The organism is Kitasatospora sp. NPDC059088 (assembly GCF_042738155.1).
Lineage (GTDB): Bacteria > Actinomycetota > Actinomycetes > Streptomycetales > Streptomycetaceae > Kitasatospora.
This window is the reverse complement of sequence record NZ_JBHYGR010000030.1, coordinates 46,674-63,678: the sequence shown is the minus strand read 5'-3', so window position 1 is coordinate 63,678 and position 17,005 is coordinate 46,674. Positions and strand designations below refer to the sequence as shown.

At 68.9% G+C, this 17,005-nt stretch carries 18 protein-coding genes; 11 read left to right on the top strand and 7 right to left on the bottom strand.

Translation table 11 applies throughout. The annotated features are described in order from the left end of the window. Window positions 1-159: 159 nt before the first annotated feature. The 4 genes from ACFWXO_RS16305 to ACFWXO_RS16290 form a co-directional block, all read right to left on the bottom strand. Window positions 160-375 (bottom strand): hypothetical protein, encoded by a 216-nt coding sequence (locus ACFWXO_RS16305; protein ID WP_380524597.1) that lies wholly within the window; start codon window positions 373-375, stop codon window positions 160-162. Between the two features lie 178 nt (window positions 376-553). Next, window positions 554-1,588, bottom strand: a complete 1,035-nt coding sequence (locus tag ACFWXO_RS16300; protein ID WP_380524596.1) for a C40 family peptidase — start codon at window positions 1,586-1,588, stop codon at window positions 554-556. A gap of 217 nt (window positions 1,589-1,805) precedes the next feature. Beyond that, complete coding sequence (locus ACFWXO_RS16295; RefSeq protein WP_380524595.1) at window positions 1,806-2,084, bottom strand: hypothetical protein; 279 nt, start codon at window positions 2,082-2,084, stop codon at window positions 1,806-1,808. 154 nt (window positions 2,085-2,238) lie between these two features. Further along, a complete protein-coding gene (locus ACFWXO_RS16290; protein ID WP_380524594.1) occupies window positions 2,239-2,691 on the bottom strand; it encodes an XRE family transcriptional regulator in 453 nt (150 codons plus the stop codon). Between the two features lie 306 nt (window positions 2,692-2,997). On the opposite strand from ACFWXO_RS16290, the gene ACFWXO_RS16285 reads away from it, so the two are divergent. The 11 genes from ACFWXO_RS16285 (at window position 2,998) to ACFWXO_RS16235 (ending at window position 14,946) form a co-directional block, all read left to right on the top strand. Beyond that, window positions 2,998-3,315 carry a hypothetical protein gene (locus tag ACFWXO_RS16285; protein WP_045700742.1) on the top strand — a complete coding sequence of 106 codons (318 nt, stop codon included), beginning with the start codon at window positions 2,998-3,000 and terminating at the stop codon, window positions 3,313-3,315. A gap of 8 nt (window positions 3,316-3,323) precedes the next feature. Further along, on the top strand, window positions 3,324-4,070 hold the full coding sequence (locus tag ACFWXO_RS16280; protein WP_380524593.1) for a hypothetical protein: 747 nt from the start codon (window positions 3,324-3,326) through the stop codon (window positions 4,068-4,070). 34 nt (window positions 4,071-4,104) lie between these two features. Then, window positions 4,105-5,829, top strand: a complete 1,725-nt coding sequence (locus ACFWXO_RS16275; protein ID WP_380524592.1) for a hypothetical protein — start codon at window positions 4,105-4,107, stop codon at window positions 5,827-5,829. Further along, window positions 5,826-7,367 carry an SCO6880 family protein gene (locus ACFWXO_RS16270; RefSeq protein ID WP_380524591.1) on the top strand — a complete coding sequence of 514 codons (1,542 nt, stop codon included), beginning with the start codon at window positions 5,826-5,828 and terminating at the stop codon, window positions 7,365-7,367. Before ACFWXO_RS16275 ends, ACFWXO_RS16270 begins: the two co-directional genes overlap by 4 nt. Further along, on the top strand, window positions 7,367-8,860 hold the full coding sequence (locus ACFWXO_RS16265; RefSeq protein ID WP_380524611.1) for a VirB4 family type IV secretion system protein: 1,494 nt from the start codon (window positions 7,367-7,369) through the stop codon (window positions 8,858-8,860). The genes ACFWXO_RS16270 and ACFWXO_RS16265 overlap by 1 nt, the downstream gene beginning before the upstream one ends. 1 nt (window position 8,861) lies before the next feature. Then, window positions 8,862-10,673, top strand: coding sequence for a type IV secretory system conjugative DNA transfer family protein (locus ACFWXO_RS16260; protein WP_380524589.1), 1,812 nt, complete (start codon window positions 8,862-8,864; stop codon window positions 10,671-10,673). Further along, window positions 10,670-11,455, top strand: a complete 786-nt coding sequence (locus ACFWXO_RS16255; protein WP_380524588.1) for a hypothetical protein — start codon at window positions 10,670-10,672, stop codon at window positions 11,453-11,455. Before ACFWXO_RS16260 ends, ACFWXO_RS16255 begins: the two co-directional genes overlap by 4 nt. Window positions 11,456-11,613: 158 nt before the next feature. After that, window positions 11,614-12,282, top strand: a complete 669-nt coding sequence (locus ACFWXO_RS16250) for a hypothetical protein (RefSeq protein WP_380524587.1) — start codon at window positions 11,614-11,616, stop codon at window positions 12,280-12,282. A 2-nt stretch (window positions 12,283-12,284) separates the two neighbouring features. Then, window positions 12,285-13,322, top strand: a complete 1,038-nt coding sequence (locus ACFWXO_RS16245; RefSeq protein ID WP_380524586.1) for a DnaB-like helicase N-terminal domain-containing protein — start codon at window positions 12,285-12,287, stop codon at window positions 13,320-13,322. Between the two features lie 11 nt (window positions 13,323-13,333). Continuing rightward, the gene (locus ACFWXO_RS16240; RefSeq protein WP_380524585.1) at window positions 13,334-13,582 is read left to right on the top strand and encodes a hypothetical protein; all 249 of its coding nucleotides are present in this window, start codon (window positions 13,334-13,336) and stop codon (window positions 13,580-13,582) included. Between the two features lie 506 nt (window positions 13,583-14,088). Then, entirely contained in the window at window positions 14,089-14,946 is an 858-nt protein-coding gene (locus ACFWXO_RS16235; RefSeq protein WP_380524584.1) for a methyltransferase domain-containing protein, read from the top strand. A gap of 7 nt (window positions 14,947-14,953) precedes the next feature. Here ACFWXO_RS16235 and ACFWXO_RS16230 read toward each other — a convergent pair whose 3' ends face one another. From ACFWXO_RS16230 to ACFWXO_RS16220, 3 genes are read right to left on the bottom strand one after another with little or no spacing between them, the layout of a single operon-like run. Beyond that, window positions 14,954-15,484, bottom strand: a complete 531-nt coding sequence (locus ACFWXO_RS16230) for an adenylyl-sulfate kinase (RefSeq protein ID WP_380524583.1) — start codon at window positions 15,482-15,484, stop codon at window positions 14,954-14,956. After that, window positions 15,481-16,215: a sulfotransferase family protein gene (locus ACFWXO_RS16225; RefSeq protein WP_380524582.1), complete on the bottom strand. Its 735-nt coding sequence runs from the start codon at window positions 16,213-16,215 to the stop codon at window positions 15,481-15,483. Before ACFWXO_RS16225 ends, ACFWXO_RS16230 begins: the two co-directional genes overlap by 4 nt. Continuing rightward, on the bottom strand, window positions 16,208-17,005 hold the full coding sequence (locus tag ACFWXO_RS16220; protein WP_380524581.1) for a hypothetical protein: 798 nt from the start codon (window positions 17,003-17,005) through the stop codon (window positions 16,208-16,210). Before ACFWXO_RS16220 ends, ACFWXO_RS16225 begins: the two co-directional genes overlap by 8 nt.

Sequence of the window (17,005 nt, the reverse complement as noted above, 5' to 3'; positions counted from 1 at the left end):
TGCTCAGGTCGAGGATGCGGCGGTACCCGCATTGTAGGTTCCGATCAGACTTGCCGGCACTCCCGCGACCTGCGGTTTTGGGAGACTGTCCGGGCGGTTTGCCGCCGGGATCGTCTAGTCGATCTGTCAGTTGCTTCGCGAAAAGCCCCGGGTCGGCGGCTAGTCGAAGTCGCTCATCTTGTGTGGCGTGAACGTGTGACGGGCAGGGAGCGGTTTGACGTCAACTCGGTTCTGGCGGACGAGGGTGTCCAGCAACTGCTGAGCGGTCAGGCCGTGATGGGCCGCTTCGGCGCTCACCGCCTCGCTGGGATCGCGAGCTGTCTCCAGCAGCTTCCACAGTTCATGGCGGACGACAAGCCTGGGCGGTTGTTCCATGAGATTCGCCTTCTGGGGGGGCTCGGCTTGGTCCAGAGGACCTTAAGTAGGAAGGGTAGTCAGCAGGAAGGGCAGTGAGCCTGCGGTTTCGTGGCTACAGTCTGGCTGAGGTGTCACGACGACAAGTTTGAGAACAATCCAATCGGAAAACGACAGGTCTAACCTGAAACCACACGCATCAGGACGGGACGATGCGGCGAAAGGCCACCGCCTGTTTGTCCCAATATCCGCCGGTGAAGTTGGTGATCTGGATGTTCTTGCCAGTCCGCGGTGCGTCGAGGACGAGGTTCGACCCCAGGTACATCCCGACGTGTCCTGGGGAACTCGCGGTACCGTCCGATCCGGCAAGGAAGATCAGGTCTCCGGGCTTGAGCTGTTGTGCGTCGTAGACCGGGGTTCCATCGTAGACCTGCTCAAACGTGGTCCTGTGGATCGTGATCCGGGCGGCCTCGTAGGCTCGGAGCATCAGGCCTGAGCAGTCGTAGCTGGGGTCTCCAGTGCCGCCCCACTGATAGGGCATGCCCAGCTTGGAGACTCCGAACGTGATAGCGGTCACGACCGCGGTGGGGGTGCCGGCTGGCAGGGAGAAGCCGGCGGGAAGGCTGACGGCCTCGCTCGTCGTTTGGCCGTCGCCGTTGCCGAGCGAGCAGTTCGTGGCGTTCCCCCCGAAGGTGGCTGCCAGCTGTTGGGCGAGGCTCTCCCACTTCGCGTAGGCGTCGGGATAAGCGCTGGCCTGGACCCGTTGCGCGGCGACGGTGACCGGAAGCGTCTCCCACATCGGTACCTTCACCAATGCCTCGTAGAACTTCTTCGACGAGTAGACCGGGTCCATGATCTGAGCGGGAGAGCCCCACCCCTGGCTGGGGCGTTGCTGGAACAGCCCGAGGGAATCCAGGTCTCCGGAGCTCAAGTTCCTCAGCGCCGACTCCTGCAGTGCGGTGGCGATCGCCACCACCGCTGCCTGCGGGGGCAGTTGGAGTGTGGCCGCGACCTGGTAGATGATCTGGGCATTGTTGATCTGCTCGGTGGTCAGCTGCTGCCCGTCCGCGACTGCCTGGCCAGGAGCGACCGGTTTGAAGCAACCGAGTCCGATGCCGTTCGCATTGACCGCCGGTGTGGCGGCTGCCGTTCCTCCGCCGGAGAGCGCGACGCCGAAGACCACCCCGAAGGGTGCGAGGACGCCGACCAATGCCAGATGCGCTGCTTTCTTCACGTGCCACCTCTGAGCCGGCGCGCGAGAAGGCGCACAGCTGTTTCACATCAGCTAATGGGATAGATGGGAACAATAAGCTGATGTGTGCAGCTGGGGTCAACTGAAGTGTGAGTGAGTAAGCCCACTTCGTTAGCCAGAGTGAAGATGTGTGGGCATGGCTCGGCGCGGTAGGGGCCAGGGAGTGTCGGGCGTGTGTGGGCCGATGCGGCCACGGGTGTTAGCTGTCGAGCCAGCCGAAGTGCAGGAGGGCTGCCGGCTGGAGGTCCGGGAACACTGCACTGAAGGCAGCGGCCGCGCTGACCTTGGCTGCATCTTCGGCGCGGTGGCTGGGGGTGCTCGCGGGAGTGCGGTCAGGCCGGTATTCGGATTCCGCCTTGGCCGGCGATGTGGGGGTGGTCGGCGCGGGCGGGGCGATCGTCGAGGCCGATTGCCGACTTTGCTGTGAAGATGTGCCGCGGCCTGCCGGCCGGGTGCCGCAGAGCGGGATCGCGCCCATGGAAATGCCTCCCTGGTCGGGAGGCATTGCTGTGGAGTGGATGACCTGTAGTCGGAGGGTCACTCCGTCTCCCGACCCGCAGAACTGTATGCGACCGGTCGCCGAGAGTGTGCCACTCATCTGGAATTGTGATCATCGAGCGCAGTGGCGTGCATCACTCCGGCGCGGAGTCGGGTGCGGGAAGTCCTTCCATCGCTCGCGCCGATTGGATCATGGCGGCGATCGCCGCCAGGCTGTGCTCCGAGAGGCCGTCCGCATCGAGTGCGAGTTGTCTGATCGCCGGGTTGCGCAGTGCGGCCGCGAGGCGGAGCTGTTCGTCGGTTCGCTTGGCGGTTTCGTCCTCGTAGAAGTACATCGCAGAGACGCCGAAGAAGTCAGCAAGTGCCTTGAGGCGACTGTGAGTTGGGTCCTGGCGCTTGCCCTTTCGGAGCTGCCATAGATAGGTGGCGCTGAGGACCTGGTGGCCGGCCTTCTCGTTGATCGCGCTGGCGACTTCCGGGTTGGCGTACGGGCCCCGGTCGGCTGGGTGCACGGTTGCGAACAGGTGGTTCAGGCGAGCCGCAACCACTCCACCCTCTCCACCCTCGACGGACTCTTCGACTGACATGACGCGCCTAGCACTCCTCGCTGCTGACTAGGTCTCATCGTTGCGCACAGTGACACTCATTAGCCACTGTAAACGGAGAGTGGTCGGGTGAGGCTAGTCACATTCACTCTGGTTGACGCGCCCGGTTCGCACCCGTCTATCGTTTGGTCACGGCCGATTAGCCAGAGTGAATCGCACTGATGTCGCGTGCTGAACTCAGGTGAAGGTCGCCCAATGCCTCCCCATGCCCGATCAAGCAGGGGCGGCTCCTTCTGGCCAGCGCAGACCGTGCGGGATCGCTGGCACATCGCAACTCCGGAGCCCGGTATGTCCCTCACCCTGCAAGCTGTTCACCACCTCGCTGACGTTCACTACCTCGCCGACATCCAGAATCCGGCGCCGGCCGATCCGACGAACGGCTCGAAGGGCGCGAACCTTCTGCTGAGCTACGCGAAGTGGGGAGCCCTGATCGCGTGTGCCGTCGCCGCCGTCGTCTCGGGCGGTCTCATGGGCATAGGCCACCTCAGCAACCGGCCTGATTCCGCGGAGAAGGGGAAGCGAAGCCTGGTCTGGTCGCTCGGCGGCGTGATCGTCACCGCCTGCGCGATCCCCGTCGTCAACACCGTGTTCGGCGCGGCGGCCTAGGACTCGTCATGAACCAGTTCCTCGACCGCCCCCGTCGCCGGATTCTGCCGCTGCTCCTCCTCGGCGTCGTGGGCTTGCTTGCTTTCGTTGCCATCGGGGTCGCCATCGAGTCCGACAACGGGCCCCGCGGCCCCAAGGCCTACACGCCGCCGGCCGCCATCCCGCCGCCGGGCTCGGTCACCGGCGTGGAGTCCACCGGGTCGCCCGCCCCCGGGGTGATCGGCCCTCTCCAACTGATTCACGGAGAGCGCCTTGTCAACGGAGTTCAGCTGGGCTACCCGCATTCCACGGTAGGCGCTGTTTCTGCGGCGGTCGAGTACTGGCGGCAGCTCGGCTCCACGCTGGAGCCCGACCGAGCCGCAGCCGTCGCCAGGGTTGTTGCCGCCGACTCCTGGTCCGATGCGGCGGACACCCTGGCTCAAGGCCCGGTCGCTACTCGGAAGGCGCTCGGCCTACCGGCGAAGGGGCAGTTGCAGCCCGGCGCCTCGGTCATCTTGTCGCCGGTCGAGTACCAGGTGCGCTCGGTCGGCCCCGGCAGCGTCCAGGTGCTGCTGCTGGCGACCTACACCACCAGCGTGCCAGGCACCGGAATGCAGACCCGCATGGGTGTCTATCCGCTCGACCTCGTCTGGTCGGCGGGCGACTGGCGCATCCCGGCCCCCTCCGGCAATCCCACCACCGACTACACCAGCCTCACCGCTGAGCCGGGTACCCCCCAGGCTTCCGCGAAGGGCTGGCAGGAACTGAAGCGATAACCACCATGGTCACCAGCAACACCAGGGGGTCCGCATGCCCTGCGGCCTGAGCGACCCCATCAGCTGCATCCCCGGGCCCGGCGACACCATCCTCGGCAGCCTCGCGGGCGACGCCGCCACCAAGGTGGCGGGCGGCGCGTGGGACTCCATCTGCAAGTCGTTCGCCGACGCCGCGACCAGCTTGCTCAAGTCGTTCGCCACGGACTTCGTCAAGATCCCGCCGGTCGATCTCGCGAGCAACGGCATACGTTCCGTCTACGCGATATCCCTCGGCGTCGCCGGGCTCGTCGCCTGCTTGCTGGTCGTCGTCCAGGTCATTCGCACGGCGGTCACCCACGACGGCCGCCCGTTGGCTACCGCTGCGGTAGGCATCGGGAAAGCGGCACTCGCCTTCATGCTGACCTTGACGGTTGCCTCGACGGCCCTGGTGGCGAGCGACGAGCTGACGAAGTACGTCGTCGACAACTCCCTCGGCGGGGAGAAGGCGCTTAGCGACAAGATCGGCAAGCTGGTCGCCTATACCCCCGGGACTGCAGCCTCGCTCCTGCTGATCATCGCCATCATCGGCATCCTGCTGACGATCGTGCTGTGGTTCGAGATGCTGCTGCGGAACGCGGCGATCGCGGTGCTGATCGCCACTTCGCCGATCAGCGCCGTCGGTCAGATGTCCGACTCCACCAAGTCCTGGTGGTCCAAGCTGGTCAGCTCCACCGTCCAGCTGATCATCCTCAAGCCCATCATCGCGCTGGTCTTCGCGCTCGGCTTCAACATGGCGGGCGACTCACAGGATCTCCAGACGACGCTCTCGGGAATGCTCGTCCTGCTCCTCGCGGCCCTCGCCTGGCCGGCCATCGCCCGATTCTTCACGTTCGCAAGCGTCCAGGTCGGCGGAGGCGCTGGCCTGGCCGCGCTGCTCGGCTTTGCCGGAGGCCGCCTCAGCAACGGCGGCGGCGGTTCGACCGCCGGCCCCTCCCCGGACACCTTCGGACAGGAGAGCGCCACCCGCACGATGACCAACTTCGCCGGCAAGGGCGGAGGCGCCGCCGGTGGAGCAGCTTCCGGTGGTGCCGGGGCCGCTGGCGCCGTCGGTGGTGCGGGAGGCGCGGGTGCGGCGGCCGGAGGAGCCGGTGCTGCTGCCGGCCCGATCGGCATGGTCGCGGTTGCCGGTGTCCGACTCGCGCAGCAGGCGGTCAACAGCCTCGCGGGAGGCATGGAGAAGATGGCCGGGCATGCCGGTGTGCAGGGCGCCAACGTCTACGCGGCTCAGCCCGCCGGGTACGTCAACCGTCACGCCGGAGCCCCGCTGCCCACCAGCGACCAGGTGCTCCCGGATCAGCCGGAGCCTGATTGGTCGGGCCAGCAGGACCCGAAGGTCGAGCCGGTGCACCCGGTCGGCCCGCAGGCCGACCACCCACAGGCGCTCCAGGACGCCACCCCGAACCTGCCGGTGGCCAGTGCCCCGCGAAGCGACCCGCCGACGATCGAGATGCCCCCGGTGCCCGCAGGCCCGCCCACCACCGCTGCGGCGGCCTCCGTCCCCTTGGCAGGGTCCGCACCCAGTGGCGGCCCCGCACCGGCCCCCGCACCGCAGACCCCTCAATCCGGCAGCCCGGCCACCACACCGTCCCCCTCCGGCGCGGAGACGTCGGCGCAGAGCCAGGCACCAAACATCACGTCCCGGCCGACCTCCGGGGCTCCGCTCAACGAAAACCGGGCAACCAAGCGCCCTGACACGCCCGAAGGAGGCAGCAAGTCATGAGCACCGACACCGCTCCCGCCCGCACGTACTTCGGGTGGCAACAGGAGAAGGTCGCCTTCCTCTTCGGCCTCAGCCTCCAGCGAGCCGCCATGCTCGGTGCCGCCATCCTCGCGGTGATCTGGCCGTTCGCCATCTCCTATGTCCGGGCAGGCATCGTGACCTGGCCCCTGTCCTTTCTCCTCTTCCTTCTCGCGTTCGTCCGGATCGCCGGCCGCACCGTCGACGAATGGGCGGTCGCCGCAGTGTCCTTCGAGATCCTCCGCTTCCGCGGGCAGAATCGTTTCCTCTCCGGCGCCTTCGCGCCGCGCAAGGCCGGTACGGACGAGCCGAAACTGGATCTGCCCGGCATCCTCGCCCCGCTGACGATCCTCGAAGCAGACGCAGGCAACGGTGCCCCGATCGCCGTGATCAACCACCAGCTCGACCGCACCTACACGGCGGTCGCCCGGGTGCGCTTCCCCGGTATCGGTCTGGTCGACTCCCACCGCCGCGACCAGCGGGTGGCCAGCTGGGGAGAACTGCTCAACTCCCAGTGCACCGAGGGAAACCCGATCATCAGGATTCAGGCGCTCCAGCGTCTCGTCCCAGAATCCGGTGCGGCCCTCCAGCGCTGGCACGCCGACCACGTCACCACCGAAGCGCCCACCGTCGCGGTCGACATCGCCAAGTCGCTGCTGTCCACCGCCACCCTGGCCACCAGCCAGCGCGAGGCATACCTCGCGATCACGATGGACGCCTCCCGAGCCGCAGGCCCCATCAAGGCAGCCGGCGGCGGCAGCGTCGGCGCCGCCACCGTCCTGGTCCGGAACCTCCGGGCCATGACCTCTTCGATCGCCTCCGCGGACCTCCAGGTCGAGAGCTGGCTCAACCCCCGCGAGCTGGCCGAGGTCCTGAGGACTGCCTTCGACCCGAGCTCCGGCCGGATGCTCGCGGAACGACGAGCGGCGGCCACCGCAGCCTCGCTGCGCGGCAACGAGGTGCCCTTCGAATCGGGAGTGGACCCGGCGGCGGCAGGCCCGTCCGCGGCCGAGAGCTGGCGCGGCCGGTACGAGCACGACGGCGCGATGTCCGTCACCTTCTCCGTCCACAGCTGGCCGAAGGCCAAGTGTCACTCGACCGCCCTCGCCCCGCTCCTGGGCGAAGGCAAGTACCGCCGGACGCTCAACATGCACATCGAACCCCGCAGCCCCCGTGCCGCTGAACGGGAAGTGATGCAGGAGCGCACCGCCCGCGAGGTCGCGGTCAACATGCGCCACAAGACCGGCCAGATCATCCCGGAACACGAGAAGCAGGCCCTGCGCCGCGCCGAGGCCCAGGACGCCGAACGGGCCGCAGGCCACGGTCTGGTCCGCTACACCGCTTACTGCACCGTCACGGTCACCAACCCGGCCGACCTCGAAGACGCCTGCGCCGAGCTGCTGGCCGACGCCAACCAGGGCCGGATCGAACTCCAACGCATGTGGATGGCCCAGGACGTGGGCTTTGCGATCGGCGCGCTTCCGGTCGGCATGGGCCTGCCCAAGAAGCGGGTGGCGTGATGATCTTCCGTCGACGTGCCACCGACCTCCCTGTGCTCGACCTGGCCGATGTGCTCGGCCGTCCGGCCCCGGTAACGGCGAAGCCCGCGAAGCAGAAGGCGCCCAAGCAGCGCCGTGAACCGGTCGCGCCCCGGCGCGGCCACGCTCGCCCGTACGCCGGGCGGGCACCGAGGATGCCGCAAGTGCCGGTGTTCCGCGGCAGCACCGGCCAGGTCCAGGGGTTGTACCCCTGGCTGTACGGGGCGTCCATGCCTCCGGCCGGTGCCTACATCGGCGTGGACTGCCTGGCCGGCGGCGCTTTCTCCTGCCACCCGATCGAGTGGCTGCACCGCGGGCTGATCACCAACCCGAACCTGCTGATCACGGGAGTCCCCGGAACGGGCAAGAGCGCGACCATCAAGGCCCTGGTGACCCGCCTGTCCGCCTACGGCGTCCGGTCGTTCATCCTGGGCGACATCAAGAACGAGTATGCGGGGCTCGCCAGGGCGTTCGGCGTCGAGCCGGTCGAACTCGGCCCTGGGCTGCGGAACCGGCTCAACCCGCTCGACTCCGGACCGCTCGGCACGAACCTGCCGTCCGACCCGGAGGAACTGCGCGAGCGCCTGGACGAAGTCCACCGCCGCCGGATCACCCTGCTCTCCTCCCTGCTGGTCATGCGGCTCGGCCGCAACCTGACGCCCACCGAGGAAGCCGCGCTCTCCCTCGCCATCCAGCACGCCTCCGGCCAGGCCGCCGGTGCCAGCCACCTCGTGGACCCGACGATCCCGCAGGTCTGGGCTCTGCTGCGCGATCCGCTGCCCGAGATGGCAGAGGATCTGCGTGTCCGCGGCGCCGACGTGGCCGAGCTGCGGGAGATGATCCGCCCGGCAGCCGACGCCCTCGGCAATATGGTCCGAGGCTCGCTGTCGGGCCTGTTCGACGGACCCACGACGGTTCGGCCGGACTTCGGTGCGCCGATCCAGACCGTCGACCTGTCGCGGATCGATGGCCGTGGGGACGAGACCGTGGCCATGACCCTGGCCTGTGTGTCGAGTTGGGGCCAAGCGGCGATTGACGAACCCGGTGGCCCGGTCCGCCTGGTCGTGCGCGACGAGCTGTGGCGCGCGATGCGCGTGCCGGCCATGATCCGCAAGCTGGACTCCGACCTGCGGCTCTCGCGAGCTCAGGGCACGATCCAGGTGTTGAGCACACATCGCTTGTCGGACTTCGAGGCTGTCGGTGCGCAGGGCAGCGAAGAGGTCAGCATCGCTCGCAACCTCATCGCGTCGTGCGATGTTCGGATCTGTTTGCGTCAGGACACCGCGCCCCTCGCCATGACGAGAGACGCGATCGGCTTGACCGACACCGAATGCGCGCACATCGCCAGCTGGTCAGGTGAGCAGATCGGCCGTGCGATCTGGAAGATCGGCCGCACCTCTAGCCATGTGGTCCAGACCATCCTGAGCCCGGTCGAGAGGCAGTTGTACTACACCAACGAGCGGATGGCTGTGTGAGATGGCCGCCGCCTCGAACGCCACGGTCGCACGGCGGCCGGTGCTGGACGGCCCCGCGGACTACCTGATCGTCCTGCTGGTCATCGTCGTGGTCACGGTCACCGCAGGGACCTGGGCAACCGGCCAGGTCGCCGGGCTCATCACCCACGCCTCCTGGCCGGCCGTCCCGTTCGGTGACGCCTTCGCCGTCGCCAAGCAGCTCCCTCACCACCTGGACGACCCGAAGTCGGCCTGGCCCGAGCCGGTTCGCGCGGACCTGCCCGGTCCGGTCGGCTTCGCCGTCGCCGCCGCGATCGTCGCCAGCGGGATGGTCACGGCAGGCGCCTTCGCCCTGCGCCGCCTCCGCCGCACCCGCTCGGTGCGCGGCATGGCCTCCGCTGCCCAGCTGACGAAGACCCTGTCCGCCGCAGCGGTCGTGAAGCGCGGGCCCATCGTCCGGCCCTCCCTCAAAGGCAGCCGGTTCACCCCTGACGACGTCGCCGTACGACTCGGCCGGACCATGGCGGGGATGCTGCTGTGGGTCTGCATCGAGCACTCCGTGCTGATGCTGGCCGCCCCCCGCCAGGGCAAGACGAGCCAGGTGATCATCCCGTGGATCAAGGCGTGGCACGGCCCGATGCTGATCACCAGCGTCCGCGGCGACGTGCTCGACGCGACCGCGCTGATCAGGCGCGGCCTCGGCCCGACCCTGGCGATGCTGCCGACCGGCATGGTCGACTGGCCGGACCAGGTGCAGTGGTCGCCCACCAGCGGCTGCGAGGACTTCGGCAAGGCCATGCAGCGGGCCGACCTCATGGTCAAGATCGGCAAGAGCGAGACCACCGACTCCTCCGGCGCCGGCTTCTTCGGCGCCACCGCAACCTCCCTACTCGCCGGATGGCTGCACGCCGCTGCCATCACCGGCCGCAGCATGGAGGACGTCCTGCGCTGGGGGTTCAACGCCCACGTCGAGGAACCGATCAAGCTGCTCGCCGAGTCCCGCCGCGCGGAGCCCGGCGTCGCCGAGATGCTCGACGGCCTCTACCGCAACCCCGGCGACACCCGGGCGAACCTCTTCGCCACCGTGCAGACCGCGCTGACGCCCCTCTTCTCGCCGCTGGCCCGGGCCACATTCGTCCCCAAGGCGGGCAACGGCATCGACATCGAGGACTGGCTGCGCAGCAACGGCACCATCTACCTGCTGGTGGACAAGGAGGAGGCCACCGCGCTCGCCCCCCTGATCTCCGCCTTCGTCTCCGAGGTCTTCGGCACCGCCAAACGCCTCGCCGACCGGTCTCCCGGCGGCAGGCTCGACCCGCCGCTGGGAGCGCTGCTGGACGAGGTCGCCAACGTCACCCCGCTGCCCAACCTCCCCGACCTGATGTCCTTCGCCGGCGGCTCGGGCATCTACGTCGTCGCCGTGCTCCAGAACATGGCCCAGGCCCGCAAGGTCTGGGGCCGAGAAGGGGCAGAGATGCTCTGGGGCAGCTCCACCGTCAAGATCGCCCTCGGCGGCCTCGGCGGCGACGAACTCGAAGAGTTCTCCAAGTTGGCCGGCATCTACCGCGAGTCCCTGACGACCTATCAGAGCGGCGCACAGGGCACCACCATGCAGACCACCCTCCAGGACCGCAAGACCGTCACCCCGGACGAGATCCGCACCCTCGACGAGGAGCGGCGCGAGGCCCTGGTCATCCATGCCACCACCCCCATCACCAAGGTCCGCATGCAGCGCCACTACGAAGGCCCCGACCGCAAGCTGTACGACGAGAGCATCGAGTGGTCCCGGCGCTACCGCGCCGGCGAACTCGACCCCATTGAGGCCGCCGCGTGACCCCCCGACCCGCGTGGAGCGGGCACCAGGCCGAACCGCGGACCGACGCCGATCGACGCTGGCTCGCCCGCTTCGACCGACGCCACCACCAGGGACTGCTCAGTCGGCCCGCGCACCCGACCGACTGCACCTTGAGGTGGAGCGGGCCGGTGCGCGGAATCGACGGCGCCCTCTACCACCCCGGAGAGGACCACACCGGAGCCCCGGTGATCGCCGTGTGGAGCCCCGGCTACCAAGAGATCGTCCCCGCACCCTGGCGGACCGACGACTGGGCCGACCACCGCGCCGCCACCGAGGGCCAGTTCCTCCCGCTGAGCACCTGGCGGCCCACCCGGGCCGACCACGAAGATCTGGTGCTGGCCTACCTAGCCCAACGCCCCCGCGAACTTGCCGACCTCGGCCGATGGGTGCCGGTGGACAGCATGACCACCCACGTGCGGTACGGCATCTACGAGGCGATGCTGGTGCTGCACGACGACGCCGAACCGGTAACCCCCACCGCCATCGAGGACCGCGTCCGTCGGAGCACCCACGAACTCTCCCCCCGCCTGCGTCAGTTGCTCGCCGACTCGACGGACACCGCCGCCTACCTGCGACGACTTCTCCTCACACCGAGCACGTCGATCGACGCACTCGACGCCGCCGTGCACCTCGTGAGAGCCGACTGGCACGCGGCATCGGCTCCCGGCCGAACCGTCGCCGAGCACCAGGCCGCCGAATACCCAGGCACCCTCTCCGACGCCACCCTCACCCTGCCCGCCCAGCTCCAGGACCAGATATGACCGAGCCCGCGATCGCGCCAATCGGCAGAGTCAAACACCGTCCCCACGCCCGGATCCGACGCCCCCGAGGACGCCGAGCCGACAGCGCTCCGACCACCGGCGCCGGGCCCGCCGCCACCGCAGCGAACCCCCGCACCCAGCTGGTCGAGTGGCACACCATGACCGGCCCCGAGCGCATCGCAGCCTGGGGCGGTCTCTGCGACTGGGTCACCTGGCTCCACGACCGCTACGAGCTGGCCGTCGAGTCGAGGCTGCCCCAGTGCTGGGCCGAGCACCCCGGGCTGATCGAAGAACTCTGGGCACTCAGGGTCTGGCGAGAGGAGATCTACGGAGCAGCCCCCGAACAGCAGGTCGGCCAGGCCGCCCGCTACTGGCACACCGAGCTGCGCACGGTGGTCGCCAACGCGACCACCGTCTACGCCACGGCCTGCCGAACCGGCCACCGAGCCCCGGACCTCCAGGCCGCTGACTCCCCGGACCTCCAGCAGCGGTGGACCAACGCCGACCCCTGGGCCGGGATTCCCAGCCCCCTGCTGGCCGCCCACGCCGACACCGCCGAAGCCGGCAGCCCGGACCGCCTCACCGCGGCCCAGATGGACGACGCTCGGACCCGCGGCCTCGCCACCCCGATCAGCCCCGGCATCCCCGAATACGTCAGGTTCGCCGACGCATGGTGGGCCGTTGACATCGACGGCGCTTGGCTGCGCATCGTCAACGAGGTGCTGCTGGAGCGGCTCGAAGACGCCGCAACCCGGATGGCCGCTGCGGACGACGCCGCCCGCCGCTACAGGGAAGCCACCACCGGAACGAAGTCGAGGACGAACTGACAATGACCCACCCCGACCTCGTACTCCGCGCCGAGCAAGCCGTCATCGGCGCCGCCCTCCGCGACCGCCAACGCCTGGACGACATCGCCTACCTCACCCCCGACCGCATGGCGCACCCCACCCACCGCGCCCTCCTGACCGCGCTGGTCGAGTCGCGCACCAGCAACCCGACCACCCCGGCCGCCCAGTTGCCGGAGCTCATCGCCCAGCGCACGGCCATCAGCGGCGTCAACGCCGACTACCTACGGCGCCTCGCCGACGCCGCGCCTCAGCCCCGAGCCCTCGCCACCTACGCCCGCATGGTCCAGGAGGCGGCGGTCCGCCGGGACCTCACACAGCACGTGGACCGCCTCCGGACCACCTCCCCGGGCTTGCGCGGACCGGACCCGGTCCTCGACCGCCTTGCCCAGGCGATGCGGCGCACCGAGCACGCCGTCCCGGTGGCCAAGTACAACGAGCCGGCCCCGGCGCCGTACGAGCCACGGGCGAGGCCAGCGGGGGAGCAGGAGGTCCGGGTCGAAGCCCGCCTTGAGCGCCAGGACGCTGTCCTGGCGGAACTCCTCCAGCACCCTGAGCAGGTCCGGGAGGTCGCCTGGCTGTACCAAGAGGTGTTCGAGGAAGGTCCCCGTCGCGAGGTCTACGAGGCGATCGTGGTCGTCGCCGAGCGGGGCGACCCGGTCGACCAGCTGACCGTCGAGTGGGAGGTCTACCAGCAGGACCCGCAGACCTACGAGGTGAAGGTGGAGGTGAGCGTCGAGCAGCGTGAGGAGCGCCCCGACTACCTCGCCCGCCTCGCCACCACGGCCGTCGTCGTCGGCGCCGCTGTCGGCCTCTCCGGGGAGATCATGGCCGAGGACATCCGCACGAAGCTCGCCACCGACTTTGGCAACATCGACGTCACCACCCGCGCCCCCGAGGTAGAGCCCAAGGCGAGCAGGGACATCACTGCGGCCACGCAAGCCCCCCAACTGGCGGCGCAGCTTCTCCAACCGCCCCCGGTGCAGCAGGCCCCCACCATCCAGCCGAACATCCGGCCGTGAGGGGGACAGCGATGACCAACACCGACGCGGGCATGCTGGCCGACCTCAGCCACGCCGCCATGGGAGCCGCCCTCGCCGACGGCTCGGCTCGGCACCTCAGCGAGACGATCCGCGACTTTGCCCGGTACCGGGAGTCCTGGTGGATCTACGACCGGGCCGGCTGGTGGGAGGTCACCAGAGCGGACGTCGCGGCCGGACTGGACCTGATGGCAGCGAACATGCGTCTAGCCGATCAGGCAGTGCGGAGCAGCGCCAGTTAGAGAAGAACAGCAGGCCAGGAGTCGCCGCCATGGAAGGGGCTGGGTAGAGGTGTAGGGATTCTGGCTGCGCCGGTGCGGACTCCGCCGAAGTCGGAACGCATCGTGGGAGTCCCCCCACCTTTGAGGTCGATCCGGCCGCGCTGCGCCGATGCGGCCGTGGGTGCTGGAGGGGCGGAGGCTGCGGGAGGAACCCCGCCAGGTGTGGGCGAAGATCCGGACGAGTGATTGGGCACGGACGCGGCCACAGAGTTTCCTTGCTCTGCGGCCCGCAGGGGCCAAGATCGGCGAACTCTTGGCTGCCACAGCGGCACATCGTGTGGCGGCCGTTCGACGTCCCCAGTGCGCCCGTGACCTCGCTACCTAACCGCGGAACAGGCGTGATGCAGCGGTGTGCACAGCGACCCCCTTCGGGGGGATTTCATCCTATTTTTCGCATAGTGTCCGTATATGCATTCACTGCGCTGCCGTTCCTGCCCTGGCGCGGCGCGGGAGAAGGAGGTCGTGCCGTGTCCGACAGTGCTGAGGCGATCCACGCCAGATTGGCCGAGCTCACCGCACCAACAGCTCACAGCCAGATCATCGATCTTGGGTGCGGTGCCGCCCCGACACTCCTGGCACTGAGCCGTCTTGCTCCTGAGGCTACGCTGATCGGTGTCGACAGGTCGGCCACGTTCCTGCAGCAAGCGCGCCAGAAGCTCCGGGGGCACCTTGGCCCCGTGATGACGTTTGCCGCGGACCTACGTTGCCCGCTTCCGTGCGGGAATGAGAGCGTGGACGTCGTCCTCTCGTACAACACTGTCGAGTGTCTGCCTGCCCCGGAGCTGCTGCTGGTCGAGGTAGCACGGGTCCTTCGGCCGGGTGGGCGGGCGATCCTCGCTCATGTCGACTTCGACTCCCTCGTGATCGCCGGCGCGGATGCGGACCTTGATCGACGGGTCTGCCACGCTTTCGCGGACGATATGCAGAGCTGGATGGATCACGCGGACGGCCGGGTTGGCCGCAAGCTCGGCATGCTGCTCGTCCGGAGTCCGCTGAAGTTGGTCAGGGTCGAGCCGCTGCTGACATGGTCGACCCGTCTCGCGGGACATGCGGAGGACAGGATCGGACAGATCAGGAAGGCGCTGTTGTCCGCTGTCAGGCACGATCGGGGTTCGCTCAGTGCGGCCGAGGTCGAGGAGTGGTACGCGGCGGTGTGCGAGGCGGACCGCCTGGGCGGGTTCTTCTTCTCGGAGCTGGCCTTCATCGCGGTCGCCGAGCGTCCCCGCGAGGAGCGCTTGACCGGCGACACCGCTCCGCTGGCCCGAAACGGCCTCCTGCCCGGGCTTGACGGCGGCTGGGCATCGGGCCGTTCCTCCGCTGCATGACGGGCGCCTACGACTCGGTGCCGCCCCGAAGCACCCTGTCGGCGAAGGAGCAGAGGACTTTCGCCGAAACTCTGAGAGGAGCTGTGGTGTCCAGGGTGAGCGCCGGGTGCTCGGGTTCGGTCCAGGAGAGTTCTGGCGCGTCCGGTGCGGGGCTGGCGCGGTAGGCGGGTGACTGTCGGAGGCCGTCGCGGGCGTGCCGGAGTTCCTCTGGTGCGCGGACGTGGATGAGGTTGAGTCGTTCGCCGAGAAGGTCGGCGGCGAGCCGCCGTTCCGTGGGCGTGGAGGTCACGAGGGTGACAATGCCGATGGGGTGTTGGTCGGCGGCGTGCGAGAGCGCCTGGATGGTAGCGATGCGGTCCTCCGGAGACCAGCCGAGGTCTCGCAGAACGCCGGTGGCGCGCTGCTCGTCGGCGTCATACAGGCCGCAGTCGTGATGCTCGGGTTGAAGGTGGGCAAGGAGTCGGCGGGCGAGGGTGGTCTTGCCGGACGCCGGTAGGCCCATGAGCCAGAAGACCGGTGGGGCCGGTAGATGGTTCATGCGGGGTAGCCCCACGTCTCGCACCATTGCCTGAGCAGCGGCGGGATCGTCGCGTCTGCGGGCGGCGGGGTGGCGTCCTGGATCCGGCCGGAGGCGATCTGGGGTGACCAGTCGCCGATGCCGTAGACGAACGGGCCGTGGTCGTGGCGCCCGTAGTCGAGCATCGCCGGATCCCAGGAGATGCCGATGAACTCGCACAGGGCCTTGCAGATGGCTTCCGGTTCAGCGGTCAGCTGCTCGTAGGTGACGCTGATGGAGGTGGGGACATTGGCGGCGGCTTCGTCGAGGGCGGTGGCGAACTTGTCGACGGTGACGGCGGCTCCGGTGAGGTCGGTGGCATCGCCGGCCCGGCGGATGGAGTCCGCGATGGCCACCGGGTGGCGGCGCAAGATGATGAAGCGGGCACCGGGCCAGCAGTCGACGAGGCGCCGCCAGATGAAGACGTTGCCGGGGGACTTCTCGGCGAGCACGGTCTTACCCGCTTCGGTCAGTTGGCGGTGCAGCAACCGGTCCCACAGCAGGTGTTCGAGGTCCTCGCGGCCGAGGTTGAGGGTGCGCATGGAGAGGTCGGTGAACTCGTCGTTGACCGTGACGGTGAGGCCGCCGAGGTGGAGCTCGTGCGGGGCGTGGACGTCGGGGTGGGAGCCGAGCAGGCAGCGCAGCAGGGTCGATCCGGAGCGGATCGGGGAGAGGATGAAGACGGGTGCGGGGACGAGGCGGGCGTCAGGCACGGAACTCCTCCTTCACCTGGTGCTCGTGTTCGGCGAAGACACGCAGGCGGGTTGCGAGGTCGCGGCGGTAGTGGGCTGAGCCGGGCGCGGTCTTCTCGTCGCAGTGGAAGACGCGGAGCGGGAGCTGATGCAGGTAGCCGATGCCGGGCCCGGCAGGGTGGGCGAAGGTGTGGGAGAGCCAGTCCTCGTAGTTCATCCAGCTCTGGCCGTCGTCGTGGAACCGGTCGCCGGGGATGCCGCCGGCCGCGGCCATGACGGGCCGCGCCCGGTGGGTGTCGTAGATCAGGAAGTGGGAGGAGACCCGGTTGACCGAGCGGGCTTTGGCGCTGAGGTCGGGGCCGGTGTCTTCGAGTCTCCACTGCCAGCAGTCGTGGTCGTCGATGCGCTGGGCGAGGGCGAGTTGTGGGCAGTGGTCGAAGGTGTCGGCGATCTCGGCGAGGACGTCGGTGGCGCCTGGGTCGCGGAAGGCGACGACGTCGCCCTCGATGGTGATCAGGAAGCGGCTCTTGTCGGTGACGAAGTGAGTGTGGATGTTGTTGGCCTGGTCGCCGGAGGCCCGGTGGCGGGTGCGCCAGCGGAGCCGGACTTCGTCGAATCCCCAGGTGTCGTGGGCGAGTTCGGTGATCTCTTCGATCGGGGCGCTCTCGGCGCCGTCCACGACGAGGACCAGGTCGTAGGGGTGGCGGGTGCCCCGGCACAGGGCGTCGAGGGTGGTGGGGATGGTGCGGCGCAGGAGTTCGACGTCGCTGTGGACGAGGTAGGCGATGGTGAACGCGGGCGGGTAGGACAC

Excerpts from the sequence above, each read along its gene's own strand:
- ACFWXO_RS16295 (WP_380524595.1), bottom strand. The coding sequence starts at position 2,084 with ATGGGCGCGATCCCGCTCTGCGGCACCCGGCCGGCAGGCCGCGGCACA.
- ACFWXO_RS16260 (WP_380524589.1), top strand. The coding sequence starts at position 8,862 with ATGGCCGCCGCCTCGAACGCCACGGTCGCACGGCGGCCGGTGCTGGAC.
- ACFWXO_RS16250 (WP_380524587.1), top strand. The coding sequence starts at position 11,614 with ATGACCGGCCCCGAGCGCATCGCAGCCTGGGGCGGTCTCTGCGACTGG.
- ACFWXO_RS16280 (WP_380524593.1), top strand. The coding sequence starts at position 3,324 with ATGAACCAGTTCCTCGACCGCCCCCGTCGCCGGATTCTGCCGCTGCTC.
- ACFWXO_RS16305 (WP_380524597.1), bottom strand. The coding sequence starts at position 375 with ATGGAACAACCGCCCAGGCTTGTCGTCCGCCATGAACTGTGGAAGCTG.
- ACFWXO_RS16240 (WP_380524585.1), top strand. The coding sequence starts at position 13,334 with ATGACCAACACCGACGCGGGCATGCTGGCCGACCTCAGCCACGCCGCC.
- ACFWXO_RS16290 (WP_380524594.1), bottom strand. The coding sequence starts at position 2,691 with ATGTCAGTCGAAGAGTCCGTCGAGGGTGGAGAGGGTGGAGTGGTTGCG.
- ACFWXO_RS16285 (WP_045700742.1), top strand. The coding sequence starts at position 2,998 with ATGTCCCTCACCCTGCAAGCTGTTCACCACCTCGCTGACGTTCACTAC.
- ACFWXO_RS16265 (WP_380524611.1), top strand. The coding sequence starts at position 7,367 with ATGATCTTCCGTCGACGTGCCACCGACCTCCCTGTGCTCGACCTGGCC.
- ACFWXO_RS16245 (WP_380524586.1), top strand. The coding sequence starts at position 12,285 with ATGACCCACCCCGACCTCGTACTCCGCGCCGAGCAAGCCGTCATCGGC.
- ACFWXO_RS16230 (WP_380524583.1), bottom strand. The coding sequence starts at position 15,484 with ATGAACCATCTACCGGCCCCACCGGTCTTCTGGCTCATGGGCCTACCG.
- ACFWXO_RS16275 (WP_380524592.1), top strand. The coding sequence starts at position 4,105 with ATGCCCTGCGGCCTGAGCGACCCCATCAGCTGCATCCCCGGGCCCGGC.
- ACFWXO_RS16270 (WP_380524591.1), top strand. The coding sequence starts at position 5,826 with ATGAGCACCGACACCGCTCCCGCCCGCACGTACTTCGGGTGGCAACAG.